This window comes from Acetivibrio cellulolyticus CD2 (genome assembly GCF_000179595.2).
Classification (GTDB): domain Bacteria; phylum Bacillota; class Clostridia; order Acetivibrionales; family Acetivibrionaceae; genus Acetivibrio; species Acetivibrio cellulolyticus.
On sequence record NZ_JH556653.1, the window covers coordinates 1,237,261 to 1,254,143 of the forward strand.

17 protein-coding genes and 2 tRNA genes are annotated in these 16,883 nt (G+C 34.6%); 6 read left to right on the forward strand and 13 right to left on the reverse strand.

The features are described from left to right. The 4 genes from ACECE_RS30050 to ACECE_RS0207535 form a co-directional block, all read left to right on the forward strand. Nucleotides 1-541: group II intron maturase-specific domain-containing protein (locus ACECE_RS30050; RefSeq protein ID WP_010246273.1), on the forward strand; the 541-nt coding region annotated here is incomplete at its 5' end. 222 nt (nucleotides 542-763) lie between these two features. Then, a complete protein-coding gene (locus tag ACECE_RS0207525; protein WP_010246275.1) occupies nucleotides 764-1,117 on the forward strand; it encodes an arsenate reductase family protein in 354 nt (117 codons plus the stop codon). Nucleotides 1,118-1,574: 457 nt separating this feature from the next. Then, on the forward strand, nucleotides 1,575-2,129 hold the full coding sequence (locus ACECE_RS0207530; protein WP_010246277.1) for an RNA polymerase sigma factor: 555 nt from the start codon (nucleotides 1,575-1,577) through the stop codon (nucleotides 2,127-2,129). A gap of 1 nt (nucleotide 2,130) precedes the next feature. Continuing rightward, nucleotides 2,131-2,919 carry an anti-sigma factor family protein gene (locus ACECE_RS0207535; protein ID WP_010246279.1) on the forward strand — a complete coding sequence of 263 codons (789 nt, stop codon included), beginning with the start codon at nucleotides 2,131-2,133 and terminating at the stop codon, nucleotides 2,917-2,919. Between the two features lie 191 nt (nucleotides 2,920-3,110). On the opposite strand, the gene ACECE_RS0207540 is transcribed toward ACECE_RS0207535, so the two are convergent. After that, nucleotides 3,111-4,733 (reverse strand): glycoside hydrolase family 9 protein, encoded by a 1,623-nt coding sequence (locus ACECE_RS0207540; RefSeq protein ID WP_010246281.1) that lies wholly within the window; start codon nucleotides 4,731-4,733, stop codon nucleotides 3,111-3,113. Between the two features lie 292 nt (nucleotides 4,734-5,025). Between ACECE_RS0207540 and ACECE_RS0207545 the strand changes: the two genes are divergently transcribed. Continuing rightward, nucleotides 5,026-6,111, forward strand: coding sequence for an acyltransferase (locus tag ACECE_RS0207545; protein ID WP_010246283.1), 1,086 nt, complete (start codon nucleotides 5,026-5,028; stop codon nucleotides 6,109-6,111). A gap of 185 nt (nucleotides 6,112-6,296) precedes the next feature. Here ACECE_RS0207545 and ACECE_RS0207550 read toward each other — a convergent pair. The 9 genes from ACECE_RS0207550 to mazG all read right to left on the reverse strand — a co-directional run bounded on the left by ACECE_RS0207550 (nucleotide 6,297) and on the right by mazG (nucleotide 10,474). Then, nucleotides 6,297-6,373 (reverse strand) — tRNA-Met (locus ACECE_RS0207550). Between the two features lie 6 nt (nucleotides 6,374-6,379). Then, a tRNA-Leu gene (locus tag ACECE_RS0207555) sits at nucleotides 6,380-6,468 on the reverse strand. 328 nt (nucleotides 6,469-6,796) lie between these two features. Beyond that, nucleotides 6,797-7,228: a S1 domain-containing RNA-binding protein gene (locus tag ACECE_RS0207560; protein WP_010246285.1), complete on the reverse strand. Its 432-nt coding sequence runs from the start codon at nucleotides 7,226-7,228 to the stop codon at nucleotides 6,797-6,799. A 116-nt stretch (nucleotides 7,229-7,344) separates the two neighbouring features. Beyond that, nucleotides 7,345-7,623: an FtsB family cell division protein gene (locus tag ACECE_RS0207565; RefSeq protein WP_010246286.1), complete on the reverse strand. Its 279-nt coding sequence runs from the start codon at nucleotides 7,621-7,623 to the stop codon at nucleotides 7,345-7,347. 262 nt (nucleotides 7,624-7,885) lie between these two features. After that, on the reverse strand, nucleotides 7,886-8,338 hold the full coding sequence (yabQ, locus tag ACECE_RS0207570; protein WP_010246287.1) for a spore cortex biosynthesis protein YabQ: 453 nt from the start codon (nucleotides 8,336-8,338) through the stop codon (nucleotides 7,886-7,888). Nucleotides 8,339-8,411: 73 nt separating this feature from the next. Continuing rightward, complete coding sequence (yabP, locus tag ACECE_RS0207575; protein WP_010246288.1) at nucleotides 8,412-8,705, reverse strand: sporulation protein YabP; 294 nt, start codon at nucleotides 8,703-8,705, stop codon at nucleotides 8,412-8,414. A 206-nt stretch (nucleotides 8,706-8,911) separates the two neighbouring features. Then, nucleotides 8,912-9,151, reverse strand: coding sequence for an RNA-binding S4 domain-containing protein (locus ACECE_RS0207580; RefSeq protein WP_010246289.1), 240 nt, complete (start codon nucleotides 9,149-9,151; stop codon nucleotides 8,912-8,914). A 96-nt stretch (nucleotides 9,152-9,247) separates the two neighbouring features. Next, nucleotides 9,248-9,523, reverse strand: coding sequence for an HU family DNA-binding protein (locus tag ACECE_RS0207585; protein ID WP_010246291.1), 276 nt, complete (start codon nucleotides 9,521-9,523; stop codon nucleotides 9,248-9,250). A gap of 165 nt (nucleotides 9,524-9,688) precedes the next feature. Then, nucleotides 9,689-10,474, reverse strand: coding sequence for a nucleoside triphosphate pyrophosphohydrolase (gene mazG, locus ACECE_RS0207590; RefSeq protein WP_010246292.1), 786 nt, complete (start codon nucleotides 10,472-10,474; stop codon nucleotides 9,689-9,691). A gap of 351 nt (nucleotides 10,475-10,825) precedes the next feature. Here mazG and ACECE_RS0207595 point away from each other — a divergent pair, with 351 nt between their 5' ends. Then, the gene (locus ACECE_RS0207595) at nucleotides 10,826-11,197 is read left to right on the forward strand and encodes a L,D-transpeptidase (protein WP_010246293.1); all 372 of its coding nucleotides are present in this window, start codon (nucleotides 10,826-10,828) and stop codon (nucleotides 11,195-11,197) included. A gap of 235 nt (nucleotides 11,198-11,432) precedes the next feature. On the opposite strand, the gene spoVT is transcribed toward ACECE_RS0207595, so the two are convergent. The 3 genes from spoVT to mfd all read right to left on the reverse strand — a co-directional run bounded on the left by spoVT (nucleotide 11,433) and on the right by mfd (nucleotide 16,882). Next, nucleotides 11,433-11,987, reverse strand: coding sequence for a stage V sporulation protein T (gene spoVT, locus ACECE_RS0207600; protein ID WP_010246295.1), 555 nt, complete (start codon nucleotides 11,985-11,987; stop codon nucleotides 11,433-11,435). Between the two features lie 207 nt (nucleotides 11,988-12,194). After that, on the reverse strand, nucleotides 12,195-13,262 hold the full coding sequence (locus ACECE_RS0207605) for a peptidylprolyl isomerase (RefSeq protein ID WP_010246298.1): 1,068 nt from the start codon (nucleotides 13,260-13,262) through the stop codon (nucleotides 12,195-12,197). An 86-nt stretch (nucleotides 13,263-13,348) separates the two neighbouring features. Beyond that, nucleotides 13,349-16,882: a transcription-repair coupling factor gene (gene mfd, locus ACECE_RS0207610; protein WP_010246300.1), complete on the reverse strand. Its 3,534-nt coding sequence runs from the start codon at nucleotides 16,880-16,882 to the stop codon at nucleotides 13,349-13,351. Nucleotide 16,883: the final 1 nt, after the last annotated feature.

Below are 16,883 nucleotides of genomic sequence, written 5' to 3' on the forward strand. Positions count from 1 at the left end.
AACCCTAAAATACAAGGATGGGCAAATCATCACAGACATTAAAGTATCAAAGAAGGCATTTGGTCATGTTGATAATCAGATATTCCTTAAATTATGGCAGTGGTGTGCCAGGAGACATCCAAGAAGGGGCAAGAAGTGGATAAAGAATAGATACTTCCATAGTATAGAGACAAGAAACTGGGTATTTGCAGCAAAGACCGACAAAGGATTGGTAAAGTTAAAAAGAGCTTCTGATACTAAAATATTAAGGCATGTAAAGATAAGAAAAGAAGCAAACCCTTATGATACAGAATGGAAATCATATTTTGAAGAAAGGGAAGGTTACAAACTCTTTGAAAGTATGAGCGGAAGAAATGCCTTAAGAAGAATGTGGAACAGACAAAAAGGATTATGCCCAATATGTGGCGAAAGAGTAGTTGAAAAAGGGACGTGGAGAATGCATAAGGACGAGCAAGCAAACAAGAAATACATAGTGCATTCAAAATGTCATAATAGCCTACATGGTTATATACAAAACCCGATTGAGCTGGCTTACTCATAGAGTTGAGTAAGTTTACAAGTGCTTGAGCCGTGTGAGGGGAAACTTTCACGCACGGTTCTTAGGGGGGAAGGAGGCTGTAAAGTCTCTAACCTACCCGACTGTAAGGATTAATTTATGCACCCATTATTATATATAATATAGATTATTATTATTTTATATTGTAAAATAACAACAGGATAATTAATATGTCAATTAAATTAGTAGCATTAAGGAGGTGAAACTATGTTATTGATATGTTACCCAAAATGTACTACTTGCCAAAAAGCACAAAAGTGGCTGGATTCTAATGGCATTAGTTACCACTTGCGAAATATTAAGACTGATAATCCAACTGCCGAAGAACTGAAATTGTGGTACAGTCAAAGCAAACTTCCTCTGAAACGTTTTTGGAATACAAGTGGTATTCAATATAAAGCATCCGGCATAAAGGACAAGTTGCCTGCAATGACCGATGAGGAACAACTGACCCTCCTTGCCACTGATGGGATGTTAGTCAAGCGACCTATTCTGGTTGACGAAAACTTTGTGCTTGTTGGTTTCAAGGTGGATGAATGGGAGAATGTAGTTAAAAATTAACTCAAAAAGCACATTACATAAAACAGACTGACCCAAAAGTTGTAAAATCTTTATGGGTCAGTTATTATTAATTATTACAGAAGTGGTAACTATAAATTCATTCCCAGCCCCTCATAATTGCAAAAGAACACATTGATTTTTTATTGTAGATATTCTTATAATCCCCTTTTAATTATAGATCCCAACTTTTCTTTGATACGATATCGTTTTCTTCAATAATCTTATTATCAATACAATATTGCTTTAATTCTTCATAGAAGACTGCATTGGTAGCCATTATATATGGAAAAGAGATTACTGTAGCTAAAAGGAATGTTGCTAAAGAAAAAATAATTCACCCAAATTTTTAATACCTCACCTAGATATTATAGAAATCATTTTTACTCAATACCGTTACCCCTTTGCATATTTAGTAGTATTATTATATAGAAAGTCTATTTTGGGGGTGTTATTCTGATTGAATAGCGATCATATACTGATTGAGGACACATTAAAAGGCAATACAGAATCCTTCACATTACTTATTAAAAAATATCAGCAGCCTATTTACAGCTTACTTTTTAAGATGACTCTATCAAAGGAAGATTCTGAAGAAATAATGCAGGATGTTTTTCTAAAAGCCTTTAACAATCTCTATAAATTTGATATTGAAAAGCCATTTTCCTCATGGATATACCGTATTGCATTAAACACTTTCAAAACTCACTATAGAAAGAATAAGAAAAACAAAAACCTTATTCCTGAAGAAGCTATCCCAGAATCGCTTTTGAGTTCCTACGAAAACATAGAGGATTCTTATGAAATTAAAGAAGAGTACAAATATATTGTTCAGATTATAAACACCCTTAATTCCGATCAGAAAACAGCACTTATTCTTCGCCATGTTCAAGGTTTTTCTAATAAGGAAGTTGGAGAAATAATGGGAATATCCGCAGAAGCTGTAAAAATGAAGGTTCAAAGAGCAAGAACAACAATCTGGAATAAAATAAAAAGCTTTGCAGGGGGAAAGTAATATGGATTGCATAAATATACCTGAAAATATTTCAAAATATATCGACAATATGCTTTCTGTTGAAGAATCTAAAAAGATAGAATCACATATGGAGAGCTGTACAGACTGCAAAAGATTTTATAATGCCATGTGTCTTACAAACAATTATATTAGTAAAGAAATTAAAGTCGATGAATTCTTTTATACAAAAGTAGTTGATAAGCTTGATCCTCAAATGTACAGGAGAAACAAGACTACTTTCATTGCATTTAGGATTATAAACAAGCTTACTCCAGTGTTGAAACCCGCTTCTGTATTATTAGCAGTTTTTCTTTGCACAATTCTTGTTTTTCAATATGGAGGTTATATCACCGGACCTAAAACACGCATTGAAGGTGGAGATCAGATAGTTGTCACACCTATTGATTTAATATATCCACTTCCAATTCCCCTGATGTTTGAACTCCCATTAGGTTGGAAAAAAGTAGATCTGGGATATGTAATTAATATTTTTGATGAAGCCGGAAACGAAGTTGGAGCTATAGAAGAAAAATATGGGCTCCCAAATGACAGTGAAATACTTTCTGAAGAGACCTTTGTGTCTAGCTTTAGTGGTAAGCATACAATTTATACTGTTCGTGTAAATTCACCTGCTTATTCAGATACGCAAGAAAGTTGTATTGAATACCATGTATTTCTACCATCTGGCGGTTACAATTTCAAGTATGATCTTTGGCTAAAAGATTCAGATAAAGCCCAAATGAAAGAAGTTTTAAAGAATATTCTTCAGGAGCTTTTATATGCCTCCTAGTGTCTATTTCATATCTACATATAAAATGCTAACAAACTCAAAAACAAAACAGTAATTTTGTGCACAAAGAAAAAAGCCGGGCAGTTGATATGCTCCCGGCAGATTAGCTATGGTTCATTTATTAAACTTGCTTTAACACTAATTAATTATTTTATTTATTTCAAGTCAAAATTCCCCTGAGGCTAATTTTGCTAGACTTTATATGGCAACGGGCTAAATTTCCCAAGCAAATATCCTCTAAAAATTCCAAAGTCAATCGAGTTTACCTGTCCATCATCATTAAGATCGGCAGCTGACATATTTACATTTGTAGTAGGAATGCCAAGTAAAACTTGCCTTAATAATGCAAAGTCGATAGAATTTACTTTATCATTATTATCTAGATCCCCATATGTAAATGATGGATTTGTAGATGTAGGTGTAGGTGATGGAGTAACTGGTGTATTAGTATTCTGTGGAATATCTCCGAAGTATTGAACCATACCCGCTAAAGCACCAACTAAACCTGCATTATAGTCTATTCCAACTTCAGAACACGTATATTTGTCTGTCAAATCAGTATATGAATCGCCACTATCTGGACCACCAACCAGCGCACCAGTTAAAACATTCTTCGCTGGATTCTTCCAATCATTCCAACCTACATATCCGCTAGCTGCTCTGTGATGTGGGTGTTTTGGATAATTGGATCCAAATCCGATTATATAAGACATGTTGGCCGGATTGTTACCCAAAATATAATCCATTTGTGACTTAGCAAAGGTCTTAGCCGAATCATCCTTGTATAACTTGTAGTATACCATCGAAAGCAAACACTCAGCCGAAGTATATCTTAACGTACCCCAGGAATCGAGTATTTTCAATCCACCACCTGATGTAGTAACACTGTTCTTCCAAAATGACAAGCTGGAGGATAGGGCATCCTTATATTTGGACTCTCCGGTTACTTCAGCTCCTACTGCTGCTACAGCAAGCTTCATATCATTCCAGCAAATTGTCCAGTTTGTAGCAGGTATAGGTACCCATGTATTAACATCATTTAAGTATGAATTGTCTTTTTCTATAGCATACAGCCACATTGCAGCCCATGCCATATCATCTTTCCAATCACTTGATGTGTAAAACGCATCTGCACTGCAAAGTCCAGGGTTATTTTTACCAAGTGCATACAGTTCTTTGGCATATGTAAGACACTTGTCTGCATATGTTGAATCAATACTCTTGTAATTTAAGTACATAAGTGATAGAGCACCACTATATAACCCGCATACATCAGCAGCTCCTTGTCCCGAACCCATATAACGCGTTAATGATCTTGAACCTGTTTGTTGTTCCGGTGGACCCCAATATTCATGATCGGAAGGATCACCAACGTGGTAATAATATTTTGTGGCACTTACACGACATCTCATAAAATAATCTGTAAAATACTTGAGTGTGGATAACATCTTATTAGTGTTTCCCGATGCATCAAAAGCACCTTTAAACTCATACAGTGACCAGCCAAGAATTGAAGCAGCGTACCCGTTTGTTATACCGAATTTGATATGGTCACCACAATCATGAAAGCCCCCTGTAAGATCAACTCCAACGTTACTTCCATCGGTGGTATGACATGCACCCCTCCAACTGAATACATTGTCAGCTGCTACATCTTTTCCGCACTTGTTAGCATCATAAAACCAAATCGAATCCTTTAATGCTTCAGAATAACTCGAACTGGATATGCTTGCAGCTGATGCGTTGAAAACTGGAACAATAGCGGTTGTGAGTGACATCACAGCCACCATAAAAATTGAACATAATTTTTTCATTTTTACTAATCTCCTCCCCATTTGTTTGTAAATCGATTACAAAAAATTTTCCTATCTATTTTGATAAGAAATTTTTTATCTATAGAATAATAATACTATATTATTTACCAATCAACAACCTTAAATTGTAGGCATCCAATAAAAATTCATATTCTGTTTGTGTTTCCTAATTAGCCCATAAATCCTTTGGAAATTAGAGTAAATTATTGAATTTTTCTTTTATATACTATATATTATTTATATTGTAAAACAACCAGCATATGTCAATTCCTACTAAAGTAAAGGAGTCATTATGAGCAAAAGATATACAGAGTTTGATTTTATAAGAGTTTTTGCCGCTTTATCCGTTATTGCAATCCATATCACTTCAGTTTACGTTTACCAGAACAAGTATGCACTTTTTATAAACCAATTTTCAAGGTATTCCGTTCCACTATTCATTTTGTTGTCAGGATTACTTCTTTATCTTTCACACAAGGGTAAGGAATTGAAAATAATGAACTTTTACCAGAAACGTCTAAATAAAGTTTTTATTCCTTTCGTCTTCTGGACATTGTTTTATTTGTTGTTATCCAATTTCAACGCTATAAAAACAGGTCAAGCAACTATTCAAAGCTTTCTTATACTTTTTACAAAAGGCCTGATATATGGCAATGGACATGCTCATCTTTATTTTATTACCATAATAGTCCAACTGTATTTGCTTTACCCTGCACTAAATTATATGATCAACAAATGGGAACGCCTTACATTGTGCATTTCACTTTTAATCACTAGTATTTATCAAACTGGAATATATTTATCAATGCTGGGTAAAATTAAACTCCCATGGTCCCCGTTACCATATTATGAGTTTGTACCGACATGGTTATTTTTCTTTATATTCGGTATGTTCGTAGCAAAAAACATATCAAAATTTACCGACTTTATTAGTAATAAAACTGTACTTCTGGGAGTAATGTGGATTTCAAGCCTGATATTGCTGCTCGTGGACTGTAAATTAACAAATATTTTCGAAAGTGTACGACCTAGTGTGCTTCTTTACTGCATACTAACATTCTTTTTCATATACAGCATATTAACAAATATAAAAATACATTCAGCTAAAATCCATACCTTGATTGGCTGGCTTTCTTCCCAATCATTTTTGATCTATTTCAGTCATCTCTTCTTTATGAAAGTTGCAGGCTATACGCTTAGAAAACTTGGTTTAACAGCAGTAGTAACAGGAACCCCATATTTAGTTTTGCTTTTCCTGGAAACACTATTATTAACTTTAATCTTTGCATTAATTGTAGGAGTAACTCCAATTGCTCCATTTATTGGAGGTTTCAAGAACAAAATCAATTTTAACAGTTCTAGGTCTATAAGCAAATAAGAAGTACATTATTATTCACATTTAAATTTCATTGTTTTCACGCATAGCATCGGGGGGGCCATCTCCCTTTTTTGCTCTACATTCTATTCTATTTTAATATAACCATTATTTCATTTCATACCTTTTGTCCTAAAATCACAACAAACTAAAAAACGCTTATCCTTACGGATAAGCGTGATAAATCTTGGTTGCGGGGAGCGGATTTGAACCACTGACCTTCGGGTTATGAGCCCGACGAGCTACCATACTGCTCCACCCCGCGATATATTGGTGCCGAAGACCGGAATCGAACCGGTACGGGAGGTAAGTCCCGCAGGATTTTAAGTCCTGTGCGTCTGCCAGTTCCGCCACTTCGGCATCTATATGTCACTCAATCAAGCGACTTACTTATTATAATACATGTTGTTTCTCATGTCAACAATTATTTGCTGGTAATTTTACGAAAATTTATTGCTGCTACAATACTATATGAAAATCCCACTTAATAAGTGCACATTTTTAAAACCAAAAGATATGTTAAAGGAAAAAACGATTTCTGTCAAGTGACAAAAACCGTTTTCTATATATAAAATAAAATTTACACATTAACCTAAGCTACTACACAACTATAGCAACTTAATCTAAAAGACTATTATATTTGAAACACCATTAAAATAATCTGAGAACATAAACTGCTCGACAGAGATTAGTATTGAGCAGATCTCTTATATCCGCCTCCACCTCTTTTAGATTCGAAATTCTTTTTCAAGTCATGAAGTTTCTCGTCGCTGTCTTTCATAAATTTAGAAAGGCGATCTTCAAATGACAAATTTCCACAATTTCCAGAATTTCCGCTATTCCAGTCAATCTCTGCAGGTTTACTAGATTTTACAACGGGTTTTGGATCTAAAGCCTTCTTAATGGATAAGCTTATCTTTCCATTTTTGTCCACAGAAATGATTTTAACTTTTACAACTTGGTTTTCATTAAGATGTGCTTTAATGTCTTTAACATACTCTTCGGCAACTTCTGAGATGTGAACCAATCCGGTCTGGCCATTAGAAAGTTGAACGAAAGCTCCAAAATTGGTAATGCCAGAAACCTTTCCCTCAACGATTTTACCTACTTCAACGAGCATAAATTTAATAATCCTCCTGATTATATAAAGTAATATGATTATATAACATATGCCGTTCTAAGTCAAGTATCAACCCAAATTGAGCATAAAAACAAAAGACATTTATGATAATAAACTTATTTGTTATTGTCAACAAAAACCCGTTCTCCATGCTTAACCATACCAAGCATATCTCTTGCTATCTTTTCAACACTTTCATTAGAATTAATCTCTTCACTCTGTTTTTTAAGTCTTGCGTTATTCTCTTCCTCTGCCTGAATTTTAGAATCAATTCCGTCTATTTGAGCCTGTTTTGCATAAAGAACACCCTGTTGATTTACCAATAGATAAATCAAATATGCAAGGGCAGCAAAAAAAACTATTGTTCCAAATTTAGACTTTTTTCTTTTGTTCATAAAGCTACTCTCCCTCAACACTAAAAGCACAGTTTATATTTATTCTTCTAAAAAGTATGTTTGGGTCAGACCTTTTTAGAGTATATGTCGTCTATTTATCTCAATGGAACTTGCTTTTTTGCGCAAGCACCGTTGAAATATGCATATAATATTATTTATTCTACGGAGTTTAGGAAAATCCTCCTATATTTTTTCAATTATTCTTTTTATTTTGCTATTGTAAAGTACATTTATCTGTTTATACGTGCCTATTAGCAGAATATTAAATCTTTTTTATAATATTCTTAAACCTTTTTTTCCAAATTTTAAACTTGCCTATGTTATCTTTACCTAATCTGCGGGCTCTCCCGAAAACTTTTCCCAAACTATTATAGACTATTTTGGCAGGTACTTTCAATATCTTAAAGATAATTTTAAAAGGAAATAATATTATACTGAAAGCAGTTACAAAGAACTTATAAACTACCCTTATTGTAAACAGAAATACTGTCATTATAATTTTACTGAGAAGCAGAGAGTACAAAATTATACCTATAACAGCTCCTATAAGTAAATATCCTCTTAGCTCCCCATCATTACTTATATAAACGACAGCAAAAAGTACCAGGGACACTAAAATCCAGTATATAAAATCCTCGAAATATACAATTATATTACTTGACTTTATAGCCTTCCTTCTAATCCTGAAAACATCATAGATAAAGGCTATAATCATTCCCCCCAGCACACAACACAAAAAAACATATGCTTGATTACTAATAGAAACAAACAATTTGATCACTTATCCTCTATCTAAACATTTTGGAAAAGAAGCCCATACCTTTAGATCTTGAACTTTCACTATCATTGTATTCGCAGCTGACAATATACCCCTCAATGCTAAGTTCTGAATTGTCTATACTCAATTTGTTGATATGTAAGTCTTCACCACATACAATAAGTACACCTAACTCTGTTTCTATCTCTACAGTTTCATCATCAAAACTTCTTACTTTAAGAACTCCAGATAGGCTAAGCTTCTCCCTATTCTCCATTATAAGATTTTGAGAAGTTTGCCTTGATATTTTCTTATCCTCATTCATTTCAATCCCTCCTGCATTTGTATATATGCGTGCATCTTAATAACATTAATGTTATTTGGCACTAACTTAATTGAATTAAGTATACTTATAATATTTATGCATGTACCAACCCAAAAATACCTATTCGCAAAAAAGAATATCCCAACATTTAGAATATTCTTCAATAAAGTATTTCAGATTAAATTTTCGGATTTTGAAATTGGATTTTATAGAATTGTAAACATTTCTTTTGAATCGGCTTTGAGAACATGCTCACTTATCGACGTGACTTCCACTTTGGTATTGCTGTTTCCAAACTGAATCTCAATAATATCCCCTACTTTGATTTCTGAACCTGGCTTTGCAACCTTATCATTTATTTTCACACGCCCTTGTTCGCAGGCCTCGTTTGCCAAAGTACGCCTTTTGATAAGTCTTGATACCTTAAGATACTTGTCTATTCTCATAACTTATTCCCCCCTGTAGTGCTTACTTATTAAAACCACAACCATAAAAAGGCTTCTTTTAAAAAGAAGCCTTTTATTCTTTGTCATATATGCAAACTATTTGTTGACTAAATCCTTCAATCCCTTACCAACCTTAAAGATTGGAGCTTTTGTTGCAGGAATATTGATTTCTTCTTTAGTTTGTGGGTTTCTGCCCTTTCTTGCTGCTCTTTCTCTTACTTCAAATGAGCCGAAGCCTACTAATTGGATTTTGTCACCTTGTGAAAGAGCCTCTTCTACACTTTCTATAAAAGCATTAAGCGCCTTTTCTGCATCCTTTTTTGACAAATCACCTTTTTCTGCCATACTTGCAACTAAATCTGTCTTATTCATTGTTCAATCCTCCTAATAATTATTATATATTTTTTATTTTTTTGAAACTCTATGTTTCAGCTGCAAAATTATCAATTTGTAATAACTTTATCAAGCAAGTTCTTTATATTCTACGTTCTACGCAAATCTCCTCCTTCTGTTTTAATAATTTATCAAAAAATTTTTTTAAATATGTATTTTTGACTTGTTCCATAGCTCGTCCATTTCTTCTAAAGACATATCTTGAAGGCTTTTGCCTTCCTTTTTGCTTTCTGTTTCAATATACTCAAACCTTTTGATGAACTTATTTATTGAACCCGTTAAGGCAAGTTCCGGTTGTACTTTTAAAAATCTGGACAAATTTACTATGGAAAATAATACATCCCCTAGCTCATCATTTATTCTTTCCACATCTTTACTTTTATATACATCCTTCAATTCATCTATTTCTTCGTCTACCTTTTTCAGCACATCTTCAACATTATCCCAATCAAACCCAACCTGGGATGCCTTTTGTTGTACCTTATAACTTCTCATTAAAGCTGGAAGATTTGAAGGAACATCCTTAAGTACACCTGTCTGGCTTTCAATACCCTTCTCCTTCTTTTTTATCTCTTCCCAATTTACCAGAACATCATCAGCAGTCTCAGCCTTAGCTTCGCCAAAAACATGTGTGTGCCTTAAAACCATTTTCCTGCATATGCCCGTTATTACATCCTCAATTGTGAAATTCCCCTCTTCTTGAGCTATCTGTGCATGAAAAACAACTTGCAGCAATAAGTCTCCAAGTTCTTCATTAAGCCTCTTTTTATCATTCAAGTCAATAACCTCAAGAACCTCATAGGTTTCCTCAATCAGATACTTTTTTATACTTTCATGAGTCTGTTCCCTATCCCACGGACATCCGTTTTCACTTCTTAATAGCTTCATAATATCTACCAAATCAGAAAATGTATATTTATCCTTTAGCATAAAACCCGCTCCCTTAAAGCTTTAATAATTTATATAGTGTATTTGCGTATCCAGTTCATTTAAAATCTAATTTCCAATTATCCATTAATTATACTGTTAATAAGGATGCACATGCTTTGTTTATAATACTTTGTGCATTCTTTATAAGTAATTATACCACTAATTATTAAACTTCATTAGTAAATCTGGTATTTTTGTCTACATTTTTTTAATTTTGAATATTATATAGTAGACATAAATATCCAGCTATAAAGATTAATAAATACTTACCTTGCTTATTTGATGCGAAATAGCGCTCAAATAAATTTAATACTTTTACATTCTGGTTCATGAAAAAGGAGGAATTAATCCATGTACATGTATGTGTGTCCATTTATGATAAGAGCTGCGTACAAAATTGTCATAAATACAAGCGCTCGAAATCTAACCCTATATAAAGATGAAAAATGGTTTATGTCCTTTCCTGTTGCTGTGGGTAAACCTTCCACACCCACACCCAAAGGCACCTACCGTATAATAAATAAGGCCGTAAATCCCGGAGGACCATTTGGGGCAAGGTGGCTTGGCCTTAGTATACCGTCGGGAGGATATGGTATCCACGGTACAAATGACCCATCTTCGATAGGAAAGGCTGTTTCTCACGGGTGTGTCCGGATGCATAACAATGATGTCATCACTCTATATAATATAGTATCCGTTGGGACTACTGTTGAGATTATTTAAGGCAGTTTAAAACATTAGAAGCTAAAAGGCATTTGACCATACTTTAATTTCAAAAAATCCTCAAATTAAGTCTTGGAGGAGTAACATCTAGACCTGCTTGAATATAACCATTTTCTGACCAAATCATTTTAATAAAAATAACAGGTAATCCATAAGGCTACCTGTTATTTTTACAATACAAAGTTATTGTCATTTTACCTCTAAGTAAAAAAAGATTTATCATTAACTTTTGTATTTACTGTTCCATTTGCTTTCCAAGGAACCCTGCTGCTGTCTGTGCTAATTTAGCTTCCACTTCTCCCATCCGTACATTCGGGTCTGTTGACAAGAACATAACTGCACCAATAGGATCCCCTTCTGAGATTATTGGAGAAACTACCTGCGATGAATACCTTCTTTCTCCGTTTTCATCCGCTAAAATCGTAATTGTCTTTTCTTCAGGAGCTTTAACAACCAAAGTAGTTTTTTCTTCAATAATTTTTTCCACATCAGAACTTAATGACTTTTCAAGAAACTCCTTTTTGGATGCACCTGAAACAGCAATTATAGTATCTCTATCGGAAATACATGTTATATGTCCGCTTGTCTTGTGAAGTGACTCTGCATACTGAGCAGCAAAATCACTTAGTTCACCGATAGGTGAATACTTCTTTAATATAACTTCGCCTTCTCTATCAGTAAATATTTCTAGAGGATCTCCTTCTCTTATTCTCAAAGTCCTTCTAATCTCTTTTGGAATAACTACTCTGCCTAAATCGTCTATTCTTCTAACTATTCCGGTAGCCTTCAATGTGTTTTACCTCCTTTTACAGTTAATTTATAGTACAGTTTTATTATTAATTATTTATTGGTTTTTTATACATAACAGGTGAATTATGATAACTGAAAAAATGAAGTCAAAAAAAAGACTGGAATATCCAGCCTTTGAGTACTTGATGAATTTACAAAGCAAATGCACAAAATCTCGGTGGCTAAACGCTCCCGAGATTTTATTATTTTACTTTATATTTATTTTGTTATAAATACTATCATTTTTCTTAACATCATATTGAGATTCTTTCTTCCAATTCTCCAATCTCTCCAAATACTTCTGAGTTTCAACGGCCTCTTTGACTTTGTCTTTAACCTCATCATAGGTTGTTCTGTCTTCCACTTTTACAACGAAATAGCCATATTGTGTTGTCAATATATCAGTATCCCCAATTTTATGTTCAAGAGCCCATTCCTGAAAACCCGGTATATTTGTATTACTATTACTTGTGACTTCAAATAAACCCTTGTTATCTTTGACTGTTGTATCATCAGACAGATCAACAGCAAGTTTTTCTGCATCTCCGCCAGCTTTAATCTTTTCCAAAACGTCATCTGCTTGAGCTTTTTTATCTTTTTTCTCCTGTTCAGTAAATTCCTTCCCTGTTTGAAGGTCTACTGTGGCAAACATGATACGCCTTACTGATACTGTATCAACAGCACTTGCACTTTTTTTATAATAATCCTTCATTTCAGTTTCTGATACACTAAAAGTAGGAAGCTCTCCTTCAACATATTTATATACCAGCATTAGATCCTTAAGTATATTCTCATACCTGTCATAACCTATATTGTAGGTTTTCTTGAATTCTTCCTCTCCTAGTTTATCTCCGCCGTAATTACTTGACATGCCACTCTTGATATTGTCTAGTGTTGATTTTACGTCCTTAAGATCTCCTTCTTCCAACTTCAAACCTTTTTCTTTTGCTTTTATATATTGAATTTTAAACTCCTTTGCGCTGTCAAGTGCCTGTTGTTTTGCATAATCCCTTGCAGGTACTCCTTCAACCTTTGTGTTCCAAAATTCATTAAGAGCAGTTTCACTGGTCTTATCAACATTGGCATTAGTCTCCATTTCGGTCTTTGTTGATCCAAGGAAGAAGTTAAACTCATCAGTTGTAATCTTTTCACCCTTTATTGTAGCTACATAATTCGTCGAATTTACGTAATACAGCCAACCTGCTACTGCCAGCAATAAAACTAATATTGATGCAAAAATAATAATTGTCTTTTTGTTTTTCTTATTTTTTGTCAACGTACCCTCTCCTTACATTTTAGAATAGCTAATGGTTTCTAAATATAAAAGATATAGCTATATACTATTATAATAAATTATAAACATTACTTCAATTTAATAATGTCTTGTAACATAATCTTAATATTATCCAGAAAATTTTCCCTTTTAATATCTGTTACCCGGTATGTGATATAAGGCTTATTGCTTGCTGTAAATAAAAGCTTCCGCTTGTATTTTTCCATAAGTTTCCCAAGCACTTCAAAATTAATATGCTTATCATCTATAAATTGAAATATAACAGTATCATTTTTTTCCTGTACGGATGAAAAACCACAGTTCATCGCCAATGTCTTAATATGAGCTATCTTTATAAGATTTGACACCGGCACAGGAATATTTCCGTAACGGTCTATAAGTTCATCCTCCACATCCAGAGCATCCTGTTCATCCTGTATGGAAGCAATTCTCTTGTACATTTCGATTTTTTCATTTTCAGAACTAATGTAACTGTTATCTATATAGGCACTCAGGTTCACATCTATTGAGATTTCAACCTCTTCCTCGTTGGATTTACCGCTTAATTCATTTACAGCCTCTGATAAAAGCCTACAGTACATATCATACCCAACCAAATCAATATGTCCATGTTGCTGGGCACCAAGAAGGTTTCCTGCTCCTCTTATCTGCAAATCCCTCATCGCTATCTTGAAGCCCGACCCAAACTCAGTAAACTCCTTAATCGCCTGAAGCCTTTTCTCTGCTATTTCCGAAAGGACCTTATCCTTTTTATAAGTAATATAGGCATATGCCATTCTGTTGGATCTGCCTACCCTGCCTCTAAGCTGGTAAAGCTGTGCCAACCCCATCTTATCCGAATCTTCAACTATAATAGTATTTACATTGGGCATATCAAGGCCAGATTCAATAATTACAGTACATACAAGAACATCATACTCGCCATTGATAAACCTGAACATAATATCTTCAAGTTCCGACTCGTTCATCTGCCCATGCGCTACTGCAATTCTGGCATCCGGAACCATGTTTTTAATCTCTGCCGCCTTTACGTTAATCGATCGCACACGGTTATACAAGTAGAATACCTGCCCGTTTCGCGCCATTTCCCTGTTGATTGCCTCTTTTATTACTTCATTGTTGTGTTCCATTACATAGGTCTGAACAGGGTATCTTTCCTCCGGTGGATCTTCTATAGTGCTTATATCCTTTATTCCCACCATAGACATATGGAGCGTCCTTGGAATAGGTGTTGCAGTCAATGTCAGAACATCAACATTTGCACGCATGTTCTTGATTTTTTCTTTGTGCATAACTCCAAAACGCTGCTCCTCATCTATTACAAGAAGTCCTAGATTCTTAAATGCTATATCCTTCTGCAAAAGCCTGTGTGTACCGATTAATACATCAACCATACCAGCTTTTACGTCTTTTAAGATATGCTTTTGTTCTGTCTGAGTTCTGAAGCGGCTCACCATTTCTACCGTAACAGGAAAATCTTTCATACGTTCCTTAAAGTTGTTATACTGCTGCTGTGCCAATACAGTTGTAGGAACAAGATACGCAACCTGTTTTCCATCCATTACTGCTTTAAATATGGCTCTAATGGCTACCTCTGTTTTTCCGTAACCAACATCCCCACACAAAAGCCTATCCATAGGTTTATTAGATTCCATATCCCTTTTAATTTCTTCTATACATTTTAACTGATCATCAGTTTCCTGATAGGGAAATTGCTCTTCAAACTGCTTCTGCCAAATTGTATCACTTCCGAAGGCATGCCCTTCTGAAGCTTCTCTCATTGCATACAGCTTAATAAGCTCTTCTGCCAACTCCTTAAGTGATTCCTTGGCCTTTGTCTTGGTCTTTATCCAATCAGAACCTCCAAGCTTGCTAAGCTTAGGAGACTTTCCCTCCGAGCCGATATATTTCTGGATAATGTCAAGCTGATTTGTAGGTACGTAGAGAAAAGCATCATCCTGATACTGGATCTTTAAATAATCTTTCTTAATATTCTCTACAACCAATTGCTCAATCCCAATATATTTTCCTATACCATGAGATTGGTGAACCACAAAGTCACCAATATTGAGGTCAGTAAAGACATTTATCTTCTTTCCTTTACTCTTATTTACCCCGCGTTTTTTTAGCTTCCTATCCTGACCAAAAAGTTCCTTGCCGCTAACTACAACAAATCCCATTGACAAGTATTCAAAACCTTTGTTAAGACTCCCATGGGTTATAATTACCTGACCCGGCAAAATCCCATCTTTAACCTCATCAATATACACCGATTCAATATCTTTAGTTCTTAAGGTATCTGCCAGCATTTCCCCTCTGCTTTTAGTTCCAGCTAAAATCAATACTCTGCTGTTTTTACCCTTCCAGTATTTTATATCGTCCACTATGAGCTCAAGGTTTCCCTGATATGAATTTAGAAGCTTTGATGCGATATTATACTTTTGACTGCCTGAAGCAAGTATTTCATCAGACATTATAGTATTAAAATAAATTGATTTATGCGTTTTCAATTTACCCCATATATAGTCAAATTCAAAGTAGATATCAAAACAGCCGGGAAGCAGATGACCTTTTTCCAATAGGCTTTTGCACATTTCCCTGTTCTCTGCTAAAATGTTTTCAACCCTCTGCTCAAATCTTTTGGGTTCATCAAAGAAAACAAGTATATCATCATCTATATAATCAGTTAATAATGAGGGACTTTCTATAATATACGGAATGTATTTGTCCATCCCCGGAAAATAGCATTCTTCTTTAAACTTATCAATATCATGGCTTATTCTTTCATCAATCTTGTCTAAATAGTCCTGCTTGGCTTTTGAACCAATCTTCCCTTTATGGGCAATAAGGTCATTTTGAATTCCAGAAATCATTCTTTCAAGATCTGACGGTTCATATATAATCTCCCTAGCAGGCAAGATATCGACATTTTCAACCTTTTCCACAGATCTTTGTGACAGTACGTCAAAAGTCCTAATTGAGTCAATTTCATCGTCAAACAGCTCTATACGAAAGGCACTATCGTAATTTACCGGGAAAATATCTATTATACCCCCCCTTATAGCAAACTGGCCTTTACCCTCGACTGTAGTGACTCTCTCATACCCTATGGACACCAACTTTTGAATTATTAAAGCAAGATCAATCCTCTTATCATAGCAGAATTTCAAACAACTGGATAAGAAGAGCTCTTTTCTTATCAACTTATGGCATAAAGCCTCCGCACTGGTTACAATAAATCTGTAATCATGTTTTACAATCCTGTCTAAAGCCACTATCCTCTCATAGACAGAATCGTAGCTTTTAGCTTCAATATCATGAAGCATTACTTCCTTTGAAGAAAAGAGGATTACATCCTTTTCAAAGAAATATACAAGATCATCATATATTTTCCTGGCCTGAAGCTCATTATAAGCAACTATTATCCCTTTGCTGTTTAAATGGCCGCAAATGGCATATGCAATATGGGCTTTCTGGCTTTCAGAAGGTCCAGTTATCGATGTAGGAAGTTCTCCCCTTTTTATATTGTCCAGAGCATCGCTGTACTCTTTTGACTCAAGCAGTGGGTCTATCAAATACTCTCTGATTTTTAAATTATCCATA